The organism is Granulicella sp. S156, assembly GCF_009766105.1.
GTDB lineage: Bacteria > Acidobacteriota > Terriglobia > Terriglobales > Acidobacteriaceae > Granulicella.
Window position 1 is genome coordinate 738,462 of sequence record NZ_LMUH01000026.1, and the last position, 20,322, is coordinate 758,783.

Genomic DNA, 20,322 nt, shown 5'->3' on the forward strand with positions numbered 1-20,322 from the left:
GAAATAAAATCTTATGCCGAATAAGGAATTGAACCTCAATACGGGAGACACCGCCGTTAGTTCCGTTCACCTGAACGCGATGCGCGGAGGCGCTGCGCTTGTCGTGCTTCTAGGGCACACTCGCGGCCTTTTTTTCTCCTCGTTGACCGAAACACAGGCCGGTACTACCTCGATCTCGCGGATCTTGATCGGGGATGAAGCTGTGATGGTTTTTTTCGTCCTGAGCGGTTATCTAGTTGGGGGAGGAGTCATCAAGGCGCTAAGACAGGGCACCTGGTCGTGGAGGAGTTACCTTATCAAGCGACTCACTCGCCTCTGGATAGTGTTGATTCCTGCACTCCTACTGGGCACTGCATTGGACTATGTGGGTTTGCATTTTTTCACAGCGCCGACAGCCATCTATGCCGGACCGCCCCAACAGTCCGAGGTTCGCGATGTCTCGAGGAAGCTTTCACTTCCAGTGATTGCGGGAAATGCGGTCTTCCTCCAATCCATTCTAGTCAGCACGGCAGGGACAAACAACTCGCTCTGGAGCCTTGCAAATGAGTTTTGGTATTACATCGCTTTCCCCGCGCTTCTACTCGCACTGAGGAAAAAACAGAAATCATGGTTGCGATGTGGCTATCTATTGGCCGTTTTGGCTATCGCGCTCTTCGTTGGCAAGAGCATTAGTATGCTCTTCTTCATATGGGGGCTGGGAGCCCTCCTGGCTACGGTGCCGCTTTTGGCTCCTCGAGGAACTGCGAAGATTATCTCTGGCTGCCTTCTTCTCTCGTTGCCCTTTTTGTTCGTGGTGATCCGGCGCCTCTCGCTGCCAAAGTATGAGGCAGAGTGGATTGTGGCGCTTTCTTTTGCTGTTGCCCTTTATTTCGTCCTTCATCGAACCGAGAAAGCGCGGAGGGGGCTATATCAAAGCCTCGCGAGCTTTTTTTCTCGGACATCATACACACTCTATTTGGTTCATCTTCCCCTGGCGGTGCTCCTGTGTGCCTGCATCAACACTCCATGGCATCAATGGGCTAAGTCGCCCAGGGGCGTCACCATTTATTTGCTACTGAATGCGAGTCTGGTATTGGTCTCATACCTCTTCTACCTAGCTTTTGAAGCGAACACCGACAAGGTGAGACACGCCCTGTTGCATTACACGATAAGGGCAAAGCATCCTTCCACCCAGCGATCTGGAATCGGTTTATAACAAAGAGTGGCTGGAGAGGATGACGGGGACAGCTTGACTGGCGTCTCAGGCGATCGCAATCTGGCTGCGCCAGAGCCATAACCGCTTTGCCGACGCCATATAAGGGGTGCCGGGGCCGGATTTCACCCAAAACAGCTTGAACTGCACGGACGCTTCTATGTAACCTGAAATAGAGGACTTCCCGTAACCTGCAAGCTATCTCTTCCTCGTCCTTATCTATATGCAGTTAGCTCTCGATGCAACCTTGACCAACGTGCAGACCTCCGAGCGGAGCAGTTCGGAGCTTGAGGATATTGACGCGCTGGTGCGGACCTATCGTCCACGGCTGTTGCGCTTCGTCACCTTCTCCATCGGCGACGCGGATCTGGCGGAGTCCATCACGCAGGACTGCTTTCTCAAGGCCTACAACGGACGCGCCAGCTTTCGCGGCGACTGTGCCGTCAATACCTGGCTGACGAGCATCGCCATGAACCTCATCCGCGACCAGCAGCGGCTGCAGAAGTTCCGCTTCTGGCGACAGGCGCGAGCAACCGCGATCGATGTCAATGAAGCCGCGAACTTCCTGCCCAGCAAAGAGTGCTCCGCCGAATCCCGTGTCCTGATCAAGGAACAGACCAAACACGTGCAGGCCGCACTCGCCAACCTCTCTGTCAATCAGCGCAGCATCTTTCTCATGCGCTTTGGCCAGGACATGGAGCTTGCCGAGATCGCCGCAGCCATCCACATGCCGCTCAACACGGTTAAAACGCATCTCCACCGCGCGCTGAAATCGGTGCGCGCCCAGGTAGGAGGCATACGATGAAGTCCAGCATCCATCTCGTCCATCTCTCCGACGACCAGATCCTTAACACTCTTTCTGGAGACGTCTCAGCCGGAGTCGCAGCCCACCTCGCGAATTGCAGCATCTGCTCTCGCCGAGTCGCCGAGGCGGAAGCACCCATCGCCAGCTTCAAGGCCGTGACCCTCGCCTGGAGCGAGCGCCGCTCGGCCACGCTTCCCCTGCAGCCTCCTGCCGCGCCTCCCCTGGCCTGGCACCGCCGCGCGGTCATGGCCGCAACCGCGACGGCAGCTCTGTTGGTTGGCATCTCCGTGCCATTGGTCAGAAACGAAGCACCCTCGGCACCAGTGGTAACCTCCCCAGCGACGGCTACGCCGTCGTCGACGGCAGAAGTCGCAACAGTTTCAACTCCAGCGCTGACGGCCGCCATGCAGCATAAGATCCCTGAAGCACCGGCTGCTGTAGAAACTGCACAGACCAAACCGCAGGATGAACAGATTGCTCGTGACAACCAGATGTTGCAGAACATCGACCGCGCTCTGGACAACTCCGTGGAATCGCCTGCAGACACCTACGAGCTCCAGCCCATCAGCAGCCAGGGTCCGGCTCGCGAACGTGCCAAAACTTTAGAGAACTAAGGAATCGCTCGTGACCTCGCTCCGCCATCTTCGGCCTCTCCTGTTCGGTGGCCTCTTGCTGCTTGGCGCCTCGCTGGCGCACGCGCAGGGCCGGGGCGGCGGCCGTGGCGGAATGGGAGGAGGAGAAGGCGGCTTCCGCATGGGAGACCACGATCTTGGCGGGCCTAACGCCGCCAGCCAACCGGTGCACAACGGGCCGATGTTCGCCCCATCCTTGCGCTTCTGGAACGACAAGAAGACCGTCAAAAGCTTGAACCTGCGTCCGGATCAGCAGAAGCGGATGGATGACCTCTTCAACTCCAGCAAAGACAACCTGGTATCTCTCTATGACAATCTGCAGCACGAGCAGCTTCGCTATAACTCGATGTCCCGCGAAGACATGCAGGACGAGGGCAAGGTCTTTGCCCAGATCGATCGTGTAAGCCAGGCGCGCGCTGACCTGGAAAAGGCCAGGGCCCACCTCTTTCTACAGATTCGCAAGGAGATGGACCCTCCGCAACTCGAAGAGTTGGACCGCGAGACAGCCAGCTCGCACTGAGCGTCTACAGATTTCCGCGGCTGGCCTGTTCACGTTCAATCGCCTCAAACAAAGCCTTGAAGTTGCCCTTTCCGAAGCTGCGGCTGCCTTTGCGCTGGATGATCTCGTAGAACAGCGTGGGCCGGTCCTCGACCGGGCGCGTAAAGATCTGCAGCATGTAGCCCTCGTTGTCGCGGTCCACCAGAATTCCCAGCCTCTCCAGCTCATCGATCGGCTCATCAATCGTACCGACGCGCCCCTGCAACTCCGTGTAGTACGTGTGCGGAACAGTGAGAAACTCCACGCCCTGCTGCTTCATTCGTGAGACCGTGTCGAGAATGTCGTTGGTCGCAAGTGCAATGTGCTGCACACCCGGGCCTCCGTAGAAGTCGAGATACTCTTCAATCTGTGACTTCCGCTTACCTTCGGCGGGCTCATTGATGGGGAACTTCACATAGCCGTTGCCATTAGCCATCACCTTGGACATCAGCGCCGAGTACTCCGTCGAGATATCGCTGTCATCGAAGTGTTGATAGAGCCCGAAGCCCATTACATCTTCATAAAACTTCACCCACTCGTTCATCGCATTCCAGCCGACGTTGCCCACGCAGTGGTCGATGTGCAGCAGCCCTACCGGCCGCGCGACGAGGTCGTCAGCGACTGCGCGATAGCCGGGAAGAAATGGCCCGTTGTAGTCGCCACGCTCGACGAAGCTGTGCAGCGTGTCGCCATAGGCAGCGATGCTCGCCACGACCGCGCGACCATGCTCATCCTCCAGCACGCGCGGCTCTTCGACGCTACGCCCACCGCGCTTCGTCGTCTCCTCCCACGACTTGCGAGCGTCATCGACCCACAGCGCAATCGAACGCACGCCATCACCATGCTTCGCGATATGCACCGCAATGTCGGTGTCGGGACGCAGCGGCGTCGTCAGCACAAAACGCACCTTGCCCTGCTGCAGCACATACGACGCGCGATCGCGGCGGCCAGTCTCCGGCCCTGCATAGGCAACGAGTTTCATCCCAAACGCCGCGCGATAAAAATACGCCGCCTGCCGCGCATTGCCGACATAGAACTCGACGTGGTCAGTGCCGCGCAAGGGCAGAAAGTCTTCGTGCTGCTGAGTGGTTCCGGGGACTGGGGCGAGGGTAGTGCTCATAGGGTTCCTTCTCCGTGGTGCACTGGCATGCTGGTTAAGATGCAGCCGACGCAACAGGTGAGGATATGACAGCCGGGGGGACTCTGGCTAGCCCAGTTGTGTGAATCCCGGCTGTGTGAATTTAGAACCGAGTGGCGAGGAAATGGCCGATCTCGGCGAACTCATCCTCGGAGAGGCGGAAGTCCACGGCGGGAAGAACCCCTTCGACCTGCTTCGGATTGCGACCGCCAACGATAGCTGCAGTGATCGCAGGGTTATGGAGCGTCCAGGCGATGGCGACTACACCGGCTTCGACGTTACGGCGCTTGCCGATGGCTCTCAAGAGTTCCGCAAGCTCCAGATTCCGTGAGAGTTGTGGCTCCTGGTAGTTCTTGGCATTGCGCCGGAAGTCGTCCTCCGGCATCTGGGCAACACGCTCTTTCGTCATCGCGCCGGTGAGCAGGCCAGACTGCATGGGCGAGTAGTTGATGACGCCAATGCCGTGCTTCTGGCAGAAGGGCAGAATCTCAGGCTCGACCGTACGGTTGATCATGGAATAAGGCGGCTGCAGCGAGGTGATGGGAGCAATCCTAAGAGCGCGTTCCAGCTGCGCGACGTTGAAGTTGGAGACGCCAATCCAACGCACCTTGCCCTCGCGCTGCAGTTCGGCCATGGTGCTCCAACCCTCTTCCAACTCTTCGTCAGGAACAGGCCAGTGAATTTGGTAAAGGTCGATAACGTCGACCTGCAGCCGACGGAGACTCTGCTCCACCTCTTCACGGATCTTCTTCATCGTCTGGACGATCTTGCGGTCGGCACCCCAGGTCATGGAAGACTTGGTGAAAACATAGGGCTTCGCGCCGCTGGACTTGAGGGCTTTGGCGACGATCTCTTCCGAGTGGCCGAGACCATAGACAGCCGCAGTGTCGATCCAGTTGATACCGGCGTCAAGCGAGCGGTGAATGGCATCAATAGAATCCTGGTCGTCCTGCGCACCCCAGCCGTACTGCCAGCCACCTCCACCGATGGCCCATGCGCCAAAGCCAATCGCGGTGAGGTGAAGATCGGAGTTGCCAAGTTGTTTCGTGGTGCCGAGCGTTTTGGTCCTTGAGTCGAGCGTTAGCGTTTCGGTCATAGTCCATTGGACGCTATCGCTGCGGCAACGGACGCCATGGACGCAAGAATGTGGCCGATACACGAACCGAGTGGCGAGGAAATGGCCGATTCCGGCTGCGAATATCCGCCATGCGTTGGGTTTAGCCGAGATTCCCACCTCAACGCGTCGCGATACCTTCCAGCAGCAACGGCTCACACGACGGACCGCCGTCTGTACTCCAAAGGAGTCATCCCGACGATACGTTTGAACGCCTTGATGAAGGCGCTGACGCTGTTATATCCAACCGCAAAGCAGGTTTCAGTAACAGAGCTTCCGTTGGACAGCTTCTCGAGCGCAACCAGCATCCGTAGATGATGTTGCCACTGCCCAATCGACATTCCTGTCTCTCCTTGAAAGTTGCGCAGCAGCGATCGTTGCGACATCCCCACCCAGCGCGCCCAGGCTTCCAGAGTGCGATCTTCATCCGGATGCAGCGACATCTGCTCCACGAGCCGTTTCAGGCGAGGATCGCTGGGCATCGGAAGATGCAGAGGCTGCTCCTCCAGGCTCTCGATCTCGTCAAGCAGCACCGACAGAAGATGCTGTCTCGAAGCGTGAGCTGGAGGTTTGTCGCTCCACGCCGAAAGGCGCAGCACGATCTGCTGCAGAAGCGCTGAAGTCGAAAGCACCATCGGATGTTCGGGGAGAGAACCGCAAAGGTCAGGAGTTAGGTAAACCGACCACCCCGTGATGTTTCCGCAGGAACGAAGGCCATGCGAACATCCAGGCGGAATCCAACCGCAACGCTGAGGAGGAAGCACCCAGGAGCCAGCAGCAGTCTCCACGATAGCCAGACCCGATTCCAACGATAGAAGCTGCCCCTTGGCATGCGCGTGTGCCTCTGTGTTCCTCACGATCGGCGCATCGATGCGCCAGACAAACACGTCCAGCTTTGGGTCTTCAATCTCCGTGTGCGGTGTGCTGTTCACATTGGCCATTTCGAGCTACTTATCGGCTGTCTCAGCTTAGCGGCTTCGACACTCCCTGCCTATGCTGAAGATAAGGAGATTGAACGATGAAACCACATGAACTTCTTCCCGATGGAGTCGACAGCCTGGTTTTGGGCGGGCAAACCGTACGCAAGGGAACCATTGGCGCCTTTATCCAGAATGCACTGGCCTTGGCCGATCCCAGAACCGAAACCAACGCCCGGCAAATCCTCGAAGCAGAAACCCTCGAATTGATTCCCAGCATGCAGGCCCTCCAGTTATTCGACATCTTCGATATACGAGATGGCGAACTGCGTAAGCTTGTCGCATCAAGATACCCCGACATTCCAGGGCTGAAGAATCCTCCGGCCGAATAGCACCTTCCAGAGCTACCTTGCAGGTGATAGAGTCTGCAAGGCCGGATGGATACGCGCGACACATTCTCCAAGCACTACTGTCGGCAGTCCCTCGCGCTCACAGCGAGCTCGCAGCGTAACCTCATCGCCATCCTGCAACCAGGCTCTTCGTTCGCCATTCGGCAGCGTAATCGCCTCAACGCCATTGCGCGTAAGCTCCAGCAGACAGCCCGCAGACTCGCGTTGCGGCCCGGAGATCGTACCCGTCGCCAGCAGATCGCCAGGCCGCAGATTGCAGCCATTGCTCGTGTGGTGCGCGACCATCTGCGAGGCGGTCCAGTAAAGCTCACGCGTACTTCCGTGGCTGACCAGCATCGGTTCAAGCCCCGCCGCACGGCTTGCCTCCGTACTCAGCAGCACCTCAACCTCAATGTCGAAGGCCCCATTGCGCAGGTCTGCAGCCTCCACAAGATACGGCAGTGGCTGCGGATCACCTGGCTCGCGAGCCACAGGCGCAACGCGGAACGGCTCCAGCGCAGCCATCGGAGTAATCCACGGCGCAACGCTGGTCGCAAAACTCTTGCCCAAAAACGGCCCCAGCGGCTGATACTCCCACGCCTGCACATCGCGAGCCGACCAGTCGTTCAGCAGCATGACTCCAAAGAGGTGTTCGCGCGCGTTTGCAATCGGGATCGGCTCGCCCAGTACATTCCCCTGCCCTATGACAAACGCAAGTTCCAGCTCATAATCCAGCGCATAACTCGGCGCAAACTCTGGCTGCGCACCCTCGCTCACTGGACGCCGCTGTCCCCGCGGACGCCGCACCGGCGTTCCACCCGCCACCAGCGACGACGCACGACCGTTGTACGCGATCGGCACATGCTTGTAGTTCGGCAGCAACGGATTGTCCGGACGAAATAACTCCCCCACACGCCGCGCATGATGCAGGCTCGCATAGAAATCCGTGTAGCCACCGGCATCGACCGGCAACACCAACTGCGCTTCATGCAGCGGATAGAGGAACCAGTCGACGCGCGTCTGAATATCGCCCGGTGCCGTATCTTCCAGCAACTCGCGCAAGCGATGACGCAACGCATGCCACGCCTCAGGCCCTAGCGATAGAAGCGCATTCAACGAAGGCTGACAACACGCGTCACGCACATTGGCAGTAAGCGAATCGAGCAGGCCATCTTTCTCGCACGCTGCAATATCCAACAGCCACGCACCGATACGCACACAGAGCCTTACATCATCTTCTTTGCGAAACGCACCATAAGGCAGATGATTCAGGTCCGGCTCGTTCGCACCCTCAACCCAACTGCGCATCGCAAATTCGCTCACACCGGCCTCGCTCTAACAACTGTGTCGCAGTATGCAGGATGCCTCTTCGCCTTCTTATCCGGATCACCTAAACATTGTCATCTCGACCGAAGGCGGCGCTTTTGCCGCCGTAGTGGAGAGACCTGCAGGTTGCTTGTGCGGGCACTCATGCCGACGCAAGCAACCTGCAGGTCTCTCCACTACGCATGACGATGAAGCCATCATGCTTCGGTCGAGATGACAACATTGAGGTAATCCAGTCACACAGTACACAGATCTTCGAACGGCTCTACTTCTCCGTCGTAAACGTCCACGTCGTCTCGCTGTGGTACGTCTGCCCCGGCTTCAGCTCAGTGCTGGGAAAGTTCGGACGATTGGGAGAATCAGGAAAGTGCTGCGTCTCGAGACACAGCCCGCTGTGCTGCACATACTTCACTCCGCTGATTCCGGTCAGTGTGCCGTCGAGGAAGTTGCCACTATAGAACTGCACGCCCGGCTCCGTCGTCTCAACGCTCAGCACACGCCCGCTGGTTGCGTCGTAGACCTTCGCCGCAGGCCGCAGTTCACCGGACTTGCCGCGCAAGACCAAGTTGTGGTCATAGCCGCTGCCGTTCTTCAGTTGGACGTCATCTGCGCCAATGCGCGCCCCCACGGACTCGGGCTTGGTGAAGTCGAACGGCGTTCCCGCCACCGGAGCCAGCTGCCCCAACGGAATCGACGTAGCATCGATCGGCGTGTACTGATCGGCATCGAGCGTCAGCTTCTCATTCAGAATCGTTCCAGAGGCCTCGCCCCCGAGATTGAAGTACGAATGGTTGGTCAGGTTCACAACCGTGGGCTTGTCGCTGGTCGCGCTATAGACGATCCGCACCGTGCTGCCCTCCAGCGTGTAGCGCACATGCGCAGTCATCTTGCCGGGAAAGCCCTGGTCGCCGTCCGGGCTAATCAGCGTGAACTCTACGCCATTCGGGATCTCCTTCGCCGTCCAGTTGCGGCTCGCAAAGCCATCGGGACCACCATGCAAAGCGTTCGGAGCGTTGTTGATCGGAATCTGGTACTGCTTGCCGTCGAGCGTGAACTTGCCCAGTGCGATGCGGTTCGCATAGCGCCCCGGCACGCTGCCAAAGTAGGTCTTCGTATCGCCGAGGTAGCCCTCAATATTGGCGTAACCAAGCACCACATCACCCATCTTGCCGTCGCGATCTTTGGTCGCCAGAGAAACGACACGCGCGCCATAGGTCATCACCCGTATCTCCACCGCCGGGCTCTTCAGCGTGTAGATCTCAACCGCAGCACCGCTCGGCAATGTGCCAAAAGAGGTGTGGGTAACGGAGGCGTGGGCGATTGCAGCAGAAGTCATGCAGAACAGAACGGCGCGAAACAGCTTCATTGCGACTCTCTCAAAGAGTAGGATTGCGGCGCCCCAACAGAGGCAATTGCCGTCATGCGCCACTATACGCGAGCCCATAGCAGCTGCACATCCCCCGCATGTAGCCAGCCCTTATGAAACCGGTTTACCCTATGAAGCACAGCCCAGTGCGCCGATTTCGCGGCGTGCTACCACTGTCCAATCTCATACGTGGAGCCTTCTCGTTTGCGCCTCTCAAAACCCCTGCTCGCCTCCGCAATCTTCCTCCTCAGCCTCTCGCCTGCAGCGCGTGCCGCAACTCCTCCGGACCACTGGGTAGGCACCTGGGCGGCCTCTCCCGTAGGCATGAAGAACACCAGCGGCAACCTCGGCGCGGACACTTCCGAGGGAATCACCTTGCGAGAGATCGTCCACATCTCCCTGGGCGGACCTGAAGTCAGAGTCGTGCTGACCAATGAATTCGGCCTGGAGCCGTTGACCATCAACGCCGGCACCATCGCAGCGAGTGCGGGCAGCGGCAGCATTGCAGGAAGCGCTGTGCCGTTGACCTTCAGCGGGTCCAGCACGGTGACGATTCCCCCAGGAGCGCTGTTCGTGAGCGATCCCGCCCCCCTGAAGGTCGCGCCGCTGTCGGACCTCACCGTGAGCCTCTATCTGCCCAGCCAACCGGCAAGTCAGATCACAGGCCACGCATTTGCCGACCAGACGAACTACCTGGTGCCGGGCAATTCCATTACGAGCGCGAGCCTTACCACTCCGAAAGAGGTCGATAGCTGGGAGTTCCTGAAGGGTGTCGACGTGAAAGCGGATGCCGACAGCGAGGCCATCGTGGCCTTTGGAGACAGCATCACCGACGGCGCACACAGCACACGCGACAAGAACCTGCGCTGGCCCGATGTGCTGGCCCAGCGGCTGCAGGCGAACAAGAAGACAGCGAAGCTGGGCGTGCTGAATCAGGGCATCGGCGGCAACCGCATTCTGCACGATGTAGCCGGCCCCAGCGCTCTCGCGCGCTTCGACCGCGATGTGCTGGCACAGCCAGGAGTGAAGTACCTCATCATCCTGGAAGCCATCAACGACATCGGCCACGCAGCAGACCCCAGAAGGCCCTACGACATCGTCACCGCCGACGATCTGATAGCGGGCTATTCGCAGATGGTGCGTCGCGCCCACACGCATGGCATCAAGGTGATCGGCGCAACGCTGACACCCTACGTCGGTGCGGGTTATGCCTCCCCCAAGGGCGAAGAGATGCGGCAGGCGTTGAACCAGTGGATTCGCACCACCAAAGAACTCGACGGCTTTGTTGACTTCGACAAAGCAACGAGCGATCCAGCCAATCCGTCAGTATTCTCGTCAACGGCCGATAGCGGAGACCATCTGCATCCGGGCGATGCAGGCTACAAGGCGATGGGCGGAGTTATCGATCTAAAGTTGTTCGAGAAGTAGCGCGGCCACCTTGGTACCGCAGATGCCGGGTGCCCCATCTTCGGCGCGTTTTTTGCGCCTAAGGTGGGCATCGTTTGCGTCAGCAAACGATTGCTCCTGCTCATTCTGATTAAGTTGCTGCCATTAGCTGAGGCAAGTCAACAGGTCAAGGAGTGGTCATGCCATTGCGCAATAGCGGGTATTGAAAAAGACCTGCTTCGTTAAGGGCGCGGGGAAACAGGTTTACCCGCGCCCTTAACGAAACCTCCTCGCGGACTGTCTCTGAACTGCTTTTAATAAAAAAGGACGGCGGGAGATATTTCTCCCGCCGTCCTCTTGCTTACAAATCGCTTACTTCAATTCGTAACCGGCAAAGAAGTAACCAATCTCAAACGCCGCAGTCTCCTCGGCATCAGAGCCGTGAATCGCATTCTCGCCGATGGATGAGGCAAACTGCTTGCGGATGGTTCCCTCTTCGGCCTGCGCCGGATTGGTGGCACCCATCAGCTTGCGGAAGTCGGCGATGGCGTTGTCCTTCTCGAGGACCATCGGGTAGATCACGCCGGAGCTCATGAAGTCGGTGAGTTCGCCGAAGAAGGGACGCTCGGCATGCACGTAGTAGAAACCTTCGGCCTGCTGCTTGGTGAGGACGATCTTCTTGATCGCGAGAAGCTTGAAGCCCGCCTTGCTGATCTCGGCGAGGATAGCGGCGGTGTCGCCCTTGCGGACGGCGTCCGGCTTGATGATGCTGAAAGTACGCTGTGACACGTGATTCTCCTTAGTTTGACTGCTCTTTTAGTGTAAATGGACGCACGTTACAGCACGTCGCGCCGCTCACTCAGAATGTTCGCCCTTCATGTACCACCACAAAAGTCGCCCTGAACAGCCTGGTTTGCCCAGCGAGCAGAGGCAGAAATGTACGGGAAAGGGCTCTCATTAGGCGTAGCCACAAATCTAAGTCCCGAAGGGACGACACCATCACAGCCCAGGGTGATGACGCAGAGCGCGATGCGAATGTTTGTGGCGCGCTTTGCGTCAAGGGTGAAACCCTGGGTTACAGATCTAGAAGAAGGTAAGTCCTGAAAGGGCGCCCTATCGATGCCAATCTTTGGCAACCAACAAACGCAAACAGGCCCGAGCGAAGCTCGAACCTGTTTCCTGTTTCCTGTTTCCTGTTTCCTGTTTCCTGTTTCCTGTTTCCTGTTTCCTGTTTCCTAAAAAAGCTAAGCCTTACCCAGCAACCTCGCCATCGCATCGCCAATCTCCGCAGGGCTCTTCACCACGGTGATACCGGCAGCGGACATAGCTGCCATCTTGCTGGCGGCTGTGCCTTCGCCACCGGAGATGATGGCTCCAGCGTGACCCATGCGGCGGCCTGGAGGCGCTGTCTGGCCCGCGATGAAACCGACAACCGGCTTCTTCACGTACTGCTTGATGAACTCGGCGGCAGCCTCTTCGGCCGAGCCGCCGATTTCACCGATCATGATGATGGCCTCGGTTTCGGGATCGTCATTGAGCAAACGCAATGCATCGATATGAGTCGTACCGATGATGGGATCGCCGCCAATGCCGATAGCCGTTGACTGGCCGATGCCACGCTGCGTGAGTTGGTACACCGCCTCATAGGTAAGAGTGCCGGACTTCGAAACGATGCCGACCGATCCCTCTTTATGAATGCGTCCCGGCATAATGCCGATCTTAGCCTTGCCCGGCGAGATCACACCCGGGCAGTTCGGCCCGATGAGCCGCGACTTCGAGGTCTTGATGACTTCCCACACCTTCACCATATCCAGCACCGGAATGCCTTCGGTGATGCAAACGATCAGCGGCACCTCCGCCGCAGCCGCTTCGAGAATTCCATCCGCAGCCGCCGGTGGAGGAACGAAGATCACCGTCGCATTCGCGCCAGTCTCTTTCACAGCCTCTTCAACGGTATTGAAGACAGGCCATCCCTCATGAATCGTGCCGCCCTTACCTGGAGTCACTCCACCAACAACTTTGGTGCCGTATTCAGCGCAGCCCTTGGCGTGGAAAGTACCTTCACGACCCGTAATTCCTTGCACAATCAACCGCGTATTTTTATCGACCAGTACTGCCATGTTTAGTTCTCCGTTCTCAGTTGTCAGTTCTCAGTCTGTCGAACTTTGGGCGGTTGGCTAAGATACTTCGACAATCCACTCAACATCTGACCGACTTCATGCGACAACATTTCGATTTCGCCAATCCTGTGCTCTTCTGCAAAACCTAAGCGATTGGCAATCAGGAACTGCGTTTGCAGCTCACAATTACTGCCACGTGCTATTGAAACAAACTGCTTGAAATCTTTTCTGGTGCCGCGGGCTGATCCCTCTGCGATATTGCTCGCTATCGAAACTGCTGCGCGCTGCATCTGCGAACTCAAACCATAGATTTCGGATTTCGGGAACTCAGCCGTCAACCCATAGACCAAAACCGTTAGATCAATGGATAGTTTCCATACCTTCAACTCGCGAAATGACTTTGCCACAATCCCTCACTGAGAACTGAGAACGGACAACTGAGAACTAGCCCTTCGCGGCGGCTACGACCAAATCGGCTGCTTCTTTCATGGTGGCGCCAATCTGGACCTTTAGGCCGGAGTCCGCAATGATCTTGCGGCCCTCTTCAACATTCGTGCCTTCGAGCCGAAGAATGATCGGTAGCTGCACATTCAACTTCTTCGCAGCCGCAACCACTGCCGTCGCCAGCACATCCACACGCAGGATGCCGCCAAAGATATTGATGAAGATCGCCTTCACATTCGGATCGCTCAACAAGATGCCGAAGGCATTTTCAATCTGCTCCTGGTTCGCACCACCGCCGACATCGAGGAAGTTCGCAGCCGAACCGCCCGCGTACTGGATGATGTCCATCGTCGCCATCGCCAGCCCCGCGCCGTTCACCATGCACGCGATATTGCCATCAAGCTTGATGTAGTTCAGCGCATACTTGCTGGCTTCGACTTCGAGCGGATCTTCTTCGCTCAGGTCGCGCAGTTCCTTCAGATCCTTGTGGCGGAACATCGCGTTGTCGTCGAAGTTGATCTTGCAGTCCAGCGCGAAGAGCTTGCCGTCCTTCGTCGTGATGAAGGGGTTGATCTCCATCAGCGTGGAGTCGGTCTCGATGAAGGCCTTGTAGAGGCCAAGCATGAACTTCACCGCGTCGCCGATCTGAGCGGGCTCCAGGCCGAGCTTGAACGCCAGCTTCCGCGCCTGGTACGGCTGGAAGCCGATAGCCGGATCGACATATTCCTTGAAGATGGCGTCGGGATTCTCGTGCGCCACCTCTTCGATCTCCATGCCGCCCGCCTGCGATGCCATGAACACCACCTTGGACGACGCCCGGTCGAGGACGAGACCTAGATACAACTCGCGCGCAATGTTCGAACCGGACTCGATGAGCAGCCGCTGGACTTTTTGTCCGGCAGGCCCAGTCTGGTGCGTGACGAGCTGCATCCCGAGGATATTTTTCGAGTACTCGACAGCCTCTTCAAGCGAGCGAGCCAGCTTGACGCCACCGCCCTTGCCCCGTCCACCCGCATGAATCTGCGCCTTGACGACAACAACCGCGTTGCCGGCGGAGAAAAGCTGCTTGGCGGCCGCATCGGCCTCTTCGATCGTGGTGGCCATCTCCCCGTTGGGTACGGGGACGCCGTACTTCCGGAGAATCTCTTTAGCCTGGTACTCGTGGATCTTCATTCGCGCTCCAGAATGCTACAAGATGCGACAATTCGCTCTTTATACAGACCCAGTCATAGTAGCGAGTGCCGGAAACGCGGAGCAAGCCACCACGACGATTATCGGTGCGAGTGTGCGTTTTTGGCCGTCGGTTCACAGTCGCCCGTTGCCGGTTCTCAGTTCTCAGTGGTCAGTTCTCAGAATGGGGTGCTTTGAAGGGTACGGCCTTCCAGGCCGTACGTAAACCGCTCACCGCTCAAGCGGCTTTAGCCGCGGAGGGAATGTACGCACCGGCAAAATTCCCGCCTCAACTCGTCTGCCTCTGACAACTGAGAACTGACCACTGAGAACTGGACCCCAAATCTGCTAGCCTCAAGCTGAATGTCGATCCAAACAGAACTACGGCGCATCGTCGAAGCGCGCGAGACCCTCTCCTTCGAAGCCGCGCTCGCCCTGATGCAGCGCATCCTCGCCGGCGAGGCCTCGGACATAGAAATTGCCACCCTGCTCGGCGCTCTGGCCGGACGCGGCGAGACAGCCCACGAGATCGCAGGCTTCGCCACCGCCATGCGTGCCGTGGCAACGACCCTCCCCCTCACAGACGCGGAACGCGAGCAGTTGGTGGACACCTGCGGCACCGGCGGCGATGCCAGCGGCAGCTTCAACATCTCCACCGCAGCGGCGCTGGTAGCCGCCGCTGCGGGAGCAAAAGTCGCCAAGCACGGCAACCGCGCGATTACCTCCCGCTGCGGCTCAGCCGACGTGCTCGACGCCCTGGGAATTCCGACCACGCTCTCCCCCGAAGCCGCCGCAAAGGCCCTGCGCGAACAAGGATTCTGTTTTCTGCTGGCCCCCTCGCATCATCCTGCCATGAAGGCCGTCATGCCCGTACGGCGTGCGATGGGCGTACGCACGGCGCTGCATGTGCTCGGTCCTCTGCTCAATCCGGCGGGCGCGCGGCGGCAGGTGATGGGTGTCTACTCCGCACGGCTGGTTCCTCTCGTCGCCGAAGCCATGACCATGCTCGGCGTGCAGCACGCATTCGTCGTTCACGGTGATGGTGGCCTCGACGAACTGGCACTCAGCGGCCCCAGCGAAGTCGCCGAAGTACGCGACGGAAGCGTTCGCCAATATATCGTCTCCCCCGAGAATTTCGGCCTGCAGCGAGCCCCGCTGTCCGCCCTCGAAGGCGGCGATGCCACGACAAATGCAGCGATCCTAACGGCAGTCTTCGCCGGAGAACCCGGGCCCCGACGCGACGTCGTGCTGCTGAACGCAGCAGCGGTGCTAACCTCCGCAGGCCTCGCCCAGAATATTCACGAAGGCGTTACCGTTGCCTCTGCGACAATCGATTCCGGCGCCGTGACAAAACTGGTTGCAAGCCTGCAAAGCACGTAGAGTTGTCATGGGCATCCTTCCGGATACGTGCGATAATCGCACAAGCACGAAGAGCGGAAAAGGGCGGTTTACTGCATATCCCAACACTTCGGGCACCCATTAGAAGCAATGAATCTTGAGAGGTTAGCGACATGGCACGAGTAACCGGCATTGGCGGCGTCTTCCTTCGTTCGAACGATTCCAAGGCACTGGCAAAGTGGTACGCCGAGCATCTTGGCCTTCACCTCAGCGACTTCAACGGCACCGCCTTTCAGTGGAGCGACGAAATCCCCGCCGGCACAGGCATGACCGCCTGGTCGGCATTCCCACAGGACACGCAGTACTTCGGCGAAGGCCAGCAGGCAGCGATGATCAACTATCGTGTCGACGACCTCGACGCTCTGCTCACTCAACTCGCCGCGGCAGGCGTATGGATTGATCCAAAGCGCGACAACCAGTCCTACGGCCGCTTCGCATGGATCAAAGACTGCGACGGCAACCGCCTGGAACTGTGGCAGCCTCTGGCCTAGGAATAGAGCCTGTAAGCTCAAGGCATGGCCGAAATCTCAAACCAGCCGAGACGATATGCCCCTCTGTGGTTGATGGGCATGTCGAACATGACGCTTGGCTTGTTCGGCGGATTTCTATTAGTGCCGTTACCGCAGATGCTCGCTGCGCAGGGTGTACCCGAGGGCTACATCACAGCGATCGTCGCGACGTGCCTCTCGCCGGGATTCTGGGGTTTTGCCCTGGGGCCCCTGCTCGATGTCCGGTTCTCTCGACGGTGGTACGCTGCCCTGTTTGCCATCCTTGCAGGCGCCATCATGGCCGCCTCCATTTTGTCGCAGCACCACATGCGCACGATGGAGACGTTGCTGACCATCGGGTACGCCTCGGCCATGTTGAGCTCCAACGCGCTCGGCGGCTGGCTCGGGACGATCGTACGCCGCGAAGATGAGGCCCAGCTCAGCGCCTGGACCCAGGTGGGAAGCTACCTGGGCTATGCCTTGATGGCCGTCCTTCCGGGCGAGCTCTCCCGGGTGTTACCTCCCTCTCTCACAGCGCCCCTGCTGGGCACGCTGGTCGTATTGCCAGCCGTCATCTTTCTATGGATGCCGGTCCCTCTCGAAAACCTCACCCAGGCAAAGCGGCTCGCGGAAAGCTTTGGCGCCTTCGGACGAGAGCTCCTGGCCCTTTTTAAACGCCGCGAGGTCCTGGTAGCCCTGCCCTTGTTCCTGCTGCCGACAGGCTCCTTCGCCATGACCAACAACCTCGGAGGAATAGGCCAGGACTTCCATGCCAGCCCCCAGTTTGTGAGCCGCATCAGCGCACTCATGCTCATGCTGGCCGGCGCGTTTGGCTGCCTGATGCTGCCTCTGCTGGCCAAGAAGATACGGATTCTACCGCTGTACTTTGTAGTGGGCATCGCAGGCGCACTCTTTACCTTGAGCCTGCTGGCGCTCCCCCACGCCCCGGCAACCTTCGCGACAGCCATCCTGGGAGAGAACATCTTCCAGGCACTTTCGTTCTCGACCGCTGTAGCCATTACCTTCGATACGATCGGACGCAATAACCCTCTGGCAGCGACGCAGTTCGGCCTGCTGACCTCGGCGACGGCCCTGCCCATCAGCTACATGGGCGCACTCGACGGCTGGGCCTACGGCCACGGCGGTCTGCGCGGAGAGTTGCGTACCGACGCACTGGTAAGCCTCGCCGCCTGCGTGGCGTTACTACCGCTGGTGCGCTTGATGCGCAAAGGGTAAGCCTTTATCTTTTCCAGCAGAACGGCAACTCAATGCCAGCCGTCGTAACGTCAACTTCATACAGGACACACAAGACTGAGAGCTAGTATGGGCATACCAAAACTACGCTTACGGCCACCTCCATAAGCGCTCCCCGTCATACGAACATCCCCGCACTGAACCCAATAAGGAGAATTTTCAATGAGCATCCTCACCCTCAAAGATGGAAACACCCTCTATTACAAGGACTGGGGCACCGGTCAGCCCATCGTGTTCTCGCACGGCTGGCCGTTGACGGCAGATGCCTGGGACGCGCAGATGCTGTTCCTCGGCCAGCAAGGCTATCGCGTCATCGCCCACGACCGCCGCGGCAATGGCCGCTCCAGCCAGCCGTGGGACGGCAACGAGATGGACACTTATGCCGACGATCTTGCTGAGCTATTCGAAGCGCTCGACCTGAAGGACGCTGTGATGGTCGGCCACTCGACCGGTGGCGGCGAAGTTGCGCGTTACCTCGGCCGGCACGGCACCAAGCGAGTCTCCAAAGCGGTTCTGATTGGCGCGGTCCCGCCACTGATGCTGAAGACGGAGAAGAATCCCGGCGGCCTGCCGCTTTCGGTCTTTGACGGCTTACGGGCCAGCCTCGTCGCAGACCGGTCACAGTTCTACAAGGACCTTACCCTGCCGTTTTATGGCTATAACCGCCCCGGCGCCAAGATCTCTGAGGGTGTTCGCGACAGCTTCTGGCTCCAGGGGATGCTGGGCTCGCACAAGAGCGAGTACGACACGATCAAAGCCTTCTCCGAAACCGACTTCACCGAAGACCTCAAGAAGATCGACATCCCCACGCTGGTTCTGCATGGCGACGACGACCAGATTGTACCGATCGGAGCGGCAGGGCTGCTGTCTGCGAAGATCGTGAAGGGCGCGACACTGAAGGTCTACCCGGGCTTCCCGCACGGAATGTGCACGACGCACGCCGACGAGATCAACGCCGACCTGCTGGCCTTCATCAAAGGCTAGAAAGACCGCCGCCGTCGTTTTTCGCCGTCATCCTTCAGCTTCGTTTCAGGATGACGGCGAAAACAGACCATTACTACCCAACCGCAGGCAGTTCCAACTGCTCGGAGCCAAGCTCATCGGTGAATGGTGAGAAGTGCGCACGGCAACGGGCCTCATATAGGCCTGCTGCTCCCACCACGACCAACTCCTGGCTCTGCCCCAGCCTCTGCGTATGAATCGCCGACGCACCGCAAACCATGCAGACAGCGGAAAGCTTCGTTACCTTGTCCGCAATGGCCATTAGGTTGGGAACCGGGCCAAAGGGCTCCGCCGCGAAGGTCGTATCGAGACCGGCCATCAGAACGCGCTTGCCCATTGCGATTAGCTCAACGGCCAGGGGAATGATCCCGATGTCAAAGAACTGCACCTCGTCGATCCCCACGACCTCCACCTCTGAGAGCAGAGGGTACAAAGCCTCGCGCAGATGCTCGACAGTGGCAACTGTAGTGGCCTCGTGGGTCTGCGAACTGTGTGAGGCGATAGCCGTACGGTGATAACGCAGGTCGATGTCAGGCTTATAGCAAGCCACGCGCTGGCGAGCGATGCGCGCACGCTTAAGGCGGCGGATCAGTTCCTCGCTCTTGCCGGAGAACATGGGGCCGGTGATGACTTCAAGCACGCCGGGGGGCTGGGTCTGCATGGGCTGGCGGTGGCCTCGTTGAGTGGAGTTGATACTTGAATTATCGTAATCTCGGCGACGGATACACGCAGTGGATAAGTAAGCCGGTTCTCCGTTTGTGTCTCTCGAGAGATGCCACGAAACCTCGCATTACGAGGGTCACGGTCGATATGAGGTCTCCCATGCTCAAGTGCAGGTTGTTTGTGTTGGCCGCAGTCATTGGCCTGATATCTGTCTCTTTCGCGTACGGACAAGAGAAACCGGCTCGACTGACGTTCGATGTGGCAACGATCAAGCCCTCTCAACCGGGTCTGCGCAACGGCGGGATCAAACCGCTACCCGGTGGAACTGGATATACGGCTCAGAACATTCACGTGAAACTCATCATCAGCTTGATGTACAAGGTTCCCATGCGACAGATCTCAGGCGGCCCGGACTGGCTCGACTCCGAGAACTTCGATATTGAAGCAAGGACGGACCATTCGTATGGCATCGACGATCTCCACGTGATGTTCCAGAATCTGCTGGCGGATCGGTTCAAGCTGAGATTCCATAAGGAGATCAAGGAAGGTCCCGTGTATGTGCTTACGGTGGATAAATCGGGGCTGAAGATGAAGCCCGATGGAAGCGGGCAGGCCCTCCAGATTCCAATCCTTCCCGGCAAAGACAACGAATTTATTGGAACCAGGGTTCCCATGCAATATCTCTGCTGGTGGCTCGACCAGCAACTCCAGTGGGACGGGCGTCCCGTAATCGACAGAACCAGCCTGGATAAGAGCTACGACTTCACTCTGTCCTTTGTCCCGGAGTTCCCGCCCGACTTCCCCAAAGAGAACCTGCCTCCCGAACTCCTCGACCGTCCGTCACTCTTCGACGCCTTAAAGCAGCAGCTTGGCCTCAAACTAGAAGCCCAAAAGGGACCGGTGGACAATCTTGTCATCGATCACATAGAGAAACCGTCCGAGGATTAACGGAATTTTTCAGTGATCTAGCTGCGGCCACA

At 58.5% G+C, this 20,322-nt stretch carries 21 protein-coding genes; 11 read left to right on the forward strand and 10 right to left on the reverse strand.

Annotated elements, in window-relative coordinates; translation table 11 throughout:
- Positions 1 to 13 precede the first annotated feature (13 nt).
- From GSQ91_RS24460 to GSQ91_RS24475, 4 genes are all read left to right on the forward strand, one after another.
- The gene (locus GSQ91_RS24460; RefSeq protein WP_158824348.1) at positions 14 to 1,195 is read left to right on the forward strand and encodes an acyltransferase; all 1,182 of its coding nucleotides are present in this window, start codon (positions 14 to 16) and stop codon (positions 1,193 to 1,195) included.
- A gap of 220 nt (positions 1,196 to 1,415) precedes the next feature.
- Positions 1,416 to 1,997 carry an RNA polymerase sigma factor gene (locus GSQ91_RS24465; RefSeq protein ID WP_158824349.1) on the forward strand — a complete coding sequence of 194 codons (582 nt, stop codon included), beginning with the start codon at positions 1,416 to 1,418 and terminating at the stop codon, positions 1,995 to 1,997.
- Positions 1,994 to 2,611: a hypothetical protein gene (locus GSQ91_RS24470; protein ID WP_158824350.1), complete on the forward strand. Its 618-nt coding sequence runs from the start codon at positions 1,994 to 1,996 to the stop codon at positions 2,609 to 2,611. The genes GSQ91_RS24465 and GSQ91_RS24470 overlap by 4 nt, the downstream gene beginning before the upstream one ends.
- A gap of 10 nt (positions 2,612 to 2,621) precedes the next feature.
- Positions 2,622 to 3,149 (forward strand): Spy/CpxP family protein refolding chaperone, encoded by a 528-nt coding sequence (locus tag GSQ91_RS24475; RefSeq protein ID WP_158824351.1) that lies wholly within the window; start codon positions 2,622 to 2,624, stop codon positions 3,147 to 3,149.
- A gap of 4 nt (positions 3,150 to 3,153) precedes the next feature.
- Here the strand turns inward: GSQ91_RS24475 and hppD are convergent, their stop codons facing one another.
- The 3 genes from hppD to GSQ91_RS24490 all read right to left on the reverse strand — a co-directional run bounded on the left by hppD (position 3,154) and on the right by GSQ91_RS24490 (position 6,360).
- Positions 3,154 to 4,287 (reverse strand): 4-hydroxyphenylpyruvate dioxygenase, encoded by a 1,134-nt coding sequence (hppD, locus tag GSQ91_RS24480; RefSeq protein ID WP_158824352.1) that lies wholly within the window; start codon positions 4,285 to 4,287, stop codon positions 3,154 to 3,156.
- A 121-nt stretch (positions 4,288 to 4,408) separates the two neighbouring features.
- Positions 4,409 to 5,401 (reverse strand): aldo/keto reductase, encoded by a 993-nt coding sequence (locus tag GSQ91_RS24485; RefSeq protein ID WP_158824353.1) that lies wholly within the window; start codon positions 5,399 to 5,401, stop codon positions 4,409 to 4,411.
- A gap of 173 nt (positions 5,402 to 5,574) precedes the next feature.
- Positions 5,575 to 6,360 carry a helix-turn-helix domain-containing protein gene (locus GSQ91_RS24490; protein ID WP_158824354.1) on the reverse strand — a complete coding sequence of 262 codons (786 nt, stop codon included), beginning with the start codon at positions 6,358 to 6,360 and terminating at the stop codon, positions 5,575 to 5,577.
- 77 nt (positions 6,361 to 6,437) lie between these two features.
- On the opposite strand from GSQ91_RS24490, the gene GSQ91_RS24495 reads away from it, so the two are divergent.
- Entirely contained in the window at positions 6,438 to 6,728 is a 291-nt protein-coding gene (locus GSQ91_RS24495; protein WP_158824355.1) for a hypothetical protein, read from the forward strand.
- A 12-nt stretch (positions 6,729 to 6,740) separates the two neighbouring features.
- Here the strand turns inward: GSQ91_RS24495 and fahA are convergent, their stop codons facing one another.
- Both fahA and GSQ91_RS24505 read right to left on the reverse strand, forming a co-directional pair.
- On the reverse strand, positions 6,741 to 8,048 hold the full coding sequence (fahA, locus tag GSQ91_RS24500) for a fumarylacetoacetase (RefSeq protein ID WP_216845409.1): 1,308 nt from the start codon (positions 8,046 to 8,048) through the stop codon (positions 6,741 to 6,743).
- 268 nt (positions 8,049 to 8,316) lie between these two features.
- Positions 8,317 to 9,417 (reverse strand): aldose epimerase family protein, encoded by a 1,101-nt coding sequence (locus GSQ91_RS24505; RefSeq protein WP_158824356.1) that lies wholly within the window; start codon positions 9,415 to 9,417, stop codon positions 8,317 to 8,319.
- Positions 9,418 to 9,621: 204 nt separating this feature from the next.
- Between GSQ91_RS24505 and GSQ91_RS24510 the strand changes: the two genes are divergently transcribed.
- Positions 9,622 to 10,845 carry an SGNH/GDSL hydrolase family protein gene (locus tag GSQ91_RS24510; RefSeq protein WP_158824357.1) on the forward strand — a complete coding sequence of 408 codons (1,224 nt, stop codon included), beginning with the start codon at positions 9,622 to 9,624 and terminating at the stop codon, positions 10,843 to 10,845.
- A gap of 330 nt (positions 10,846 to 11,175) precedes the next feature.
- Here the strand turns inward: GSQ91_RS24510 and ndk are convergent, their stop codons facing one another.
- The 4 genes from ndk to sucC all read right to left on the reverse strand — a co-directional run bounded on the left by ndk (position 11,176) and on the right by sucC (position 14,540).
- Complete coding sequence (ndk, locus tag GSQ91_RS24515; RefSeq protein WP_158824358.1) at positions 11,176 to 11,592, reverse strand: nucleoside-diphosphate kinase; 417 nt, start codon at positions 11,590 to 11,592, stop codon at positions 11,176 to 11,178.
- A 455-nt stretch (positions 11,593 to 12,047) separates the two neighbouring features.
- Positions 12,048 to 12,923 carry a succinate--CoA ligase subunit alpha gene (gene sucD, locus GSQ91_RS24520; protein WP_158824359.1) on the reverse strand — a complete coding sequence of 292 codons (876 nt, stop codon included), beginning with the start codon at positions 12,921 to 12,923 and terminating at the stop codon, positions 12,048 to 12,050.
- A gap of 23 nt (positions 12,924 to 12,946) precedes the next feature.
- On the reverse strand, positions 12,947 to 13,330 hold the full coding sequence (locus GSQ91_RS24525; protein WP_158824360.1) for a four helix bundle protein: 384 nt from the start codon (positions 13,328 to 13,330) through the stop codon (positions 12,947 to 12,949).
- Positions 13,331 to 13,367: 37 nt separating this feature from the next.
- Positions 13,368 to 14,540, reverse strand: a complete 1,173-nt coding sequence (sucC, locus tag GSQ91_RS24530) for an ADP-forming succinate--CoA ligase subunit beta (RefSeq protein WP_158824361.1) — start codon at positions 14,538 to 14,540, stop codon at positions 13,368 to 13,370.
- Positions 14,541 to 14,900: 360 nt separating this feature from the next.
- Here sucC and trpD point away from each other — a divergent pair, with 360 nt between their 5' ends.
- From trpD to GSQ91_RS24550, 4 genes are all read left to right on the forward strand, one after another.
- Positions 14,901 to 15,917 (forward strand): anthranilate phosphoribosyltransferase, encoded by a 1,017-nt coding sequence (gene trpD / locus GSQ91_RS24535; protein ID WP_158824362.1) that lies wholly within the window; start codon positions 14,901 to 14,903, stop codon positions 15,915 to 15,917.
- A 131-nt stretch (positions 15,918 to 16,048) separates the two neighbouring features.
- Positions 16,049 to 16,426, forward strand: coding sequence for a VOC family protein (locus tag GSQ91_RS24540; protein WP_158824363.1), 378 nt, complete (start codon positions 16,049 to 16,051; stop codon positions 16,424 to 16,426).
- A 24-nt stretch (positions 16,427 to 16,450) separates the two neighbouring features.
- Positions 16,451 to 17,659, forward strand: a complete 1,209-nt coding sequence (locus GSQ91_RS24545) for an MFS transporter (protein ID WP_158824364.1) — start codon at positions 16,451 to 16,453, stop codon at positions 17,657 to 17,659.
- Between the two features lie 180 nt (positions 17,660 to 17,839).
- Entirely contained in the window at positions 17,840 to 18,661 is an 822-nt protein-coding gene (locus GSQ91_RS24550) for an alpha/beta fold hydrolase (RefSeq protein WP_158824365.1), read from the forward strand.
- Between the two features lie 73 nt (positions 18,662 to 18,734).
- Here the strand turns inward: GSQ91_RS24550 and GSQ91_RS24555 are convergent, their stop codons facing one another.
- Positions 18,735 to 19,340, reverse strand: a complete 606-nt coding sequence (locus tag GSQ91_RS24555; protein ID WP_158824366.1) for a thymidine kinase — start codon at positions 19,338 to 19,340, stop codon at positions 18,735 to 18,737.
- A gap of 161 nt (positions 19,341 to 19,501) precedes the next feature.
- On the opposite strand from GSQ91_RS24555, the gene GSQ91_RS24560 reads away from it, so the two are divergent.
- Positions 19,502 to 20,290, forward strand: a complete 789-nt coding sequence (locus GSQ91_RS24560) for a TIGR03435 family protein (protein ID WP_158824596.1) — start codon at positions 19,502 to 19,504, stop codon at positions 20,288 to 20,290.
- The last annotated feature ends 32 nt before the right edge of the window (positions 20,291 to 20,322 follow it).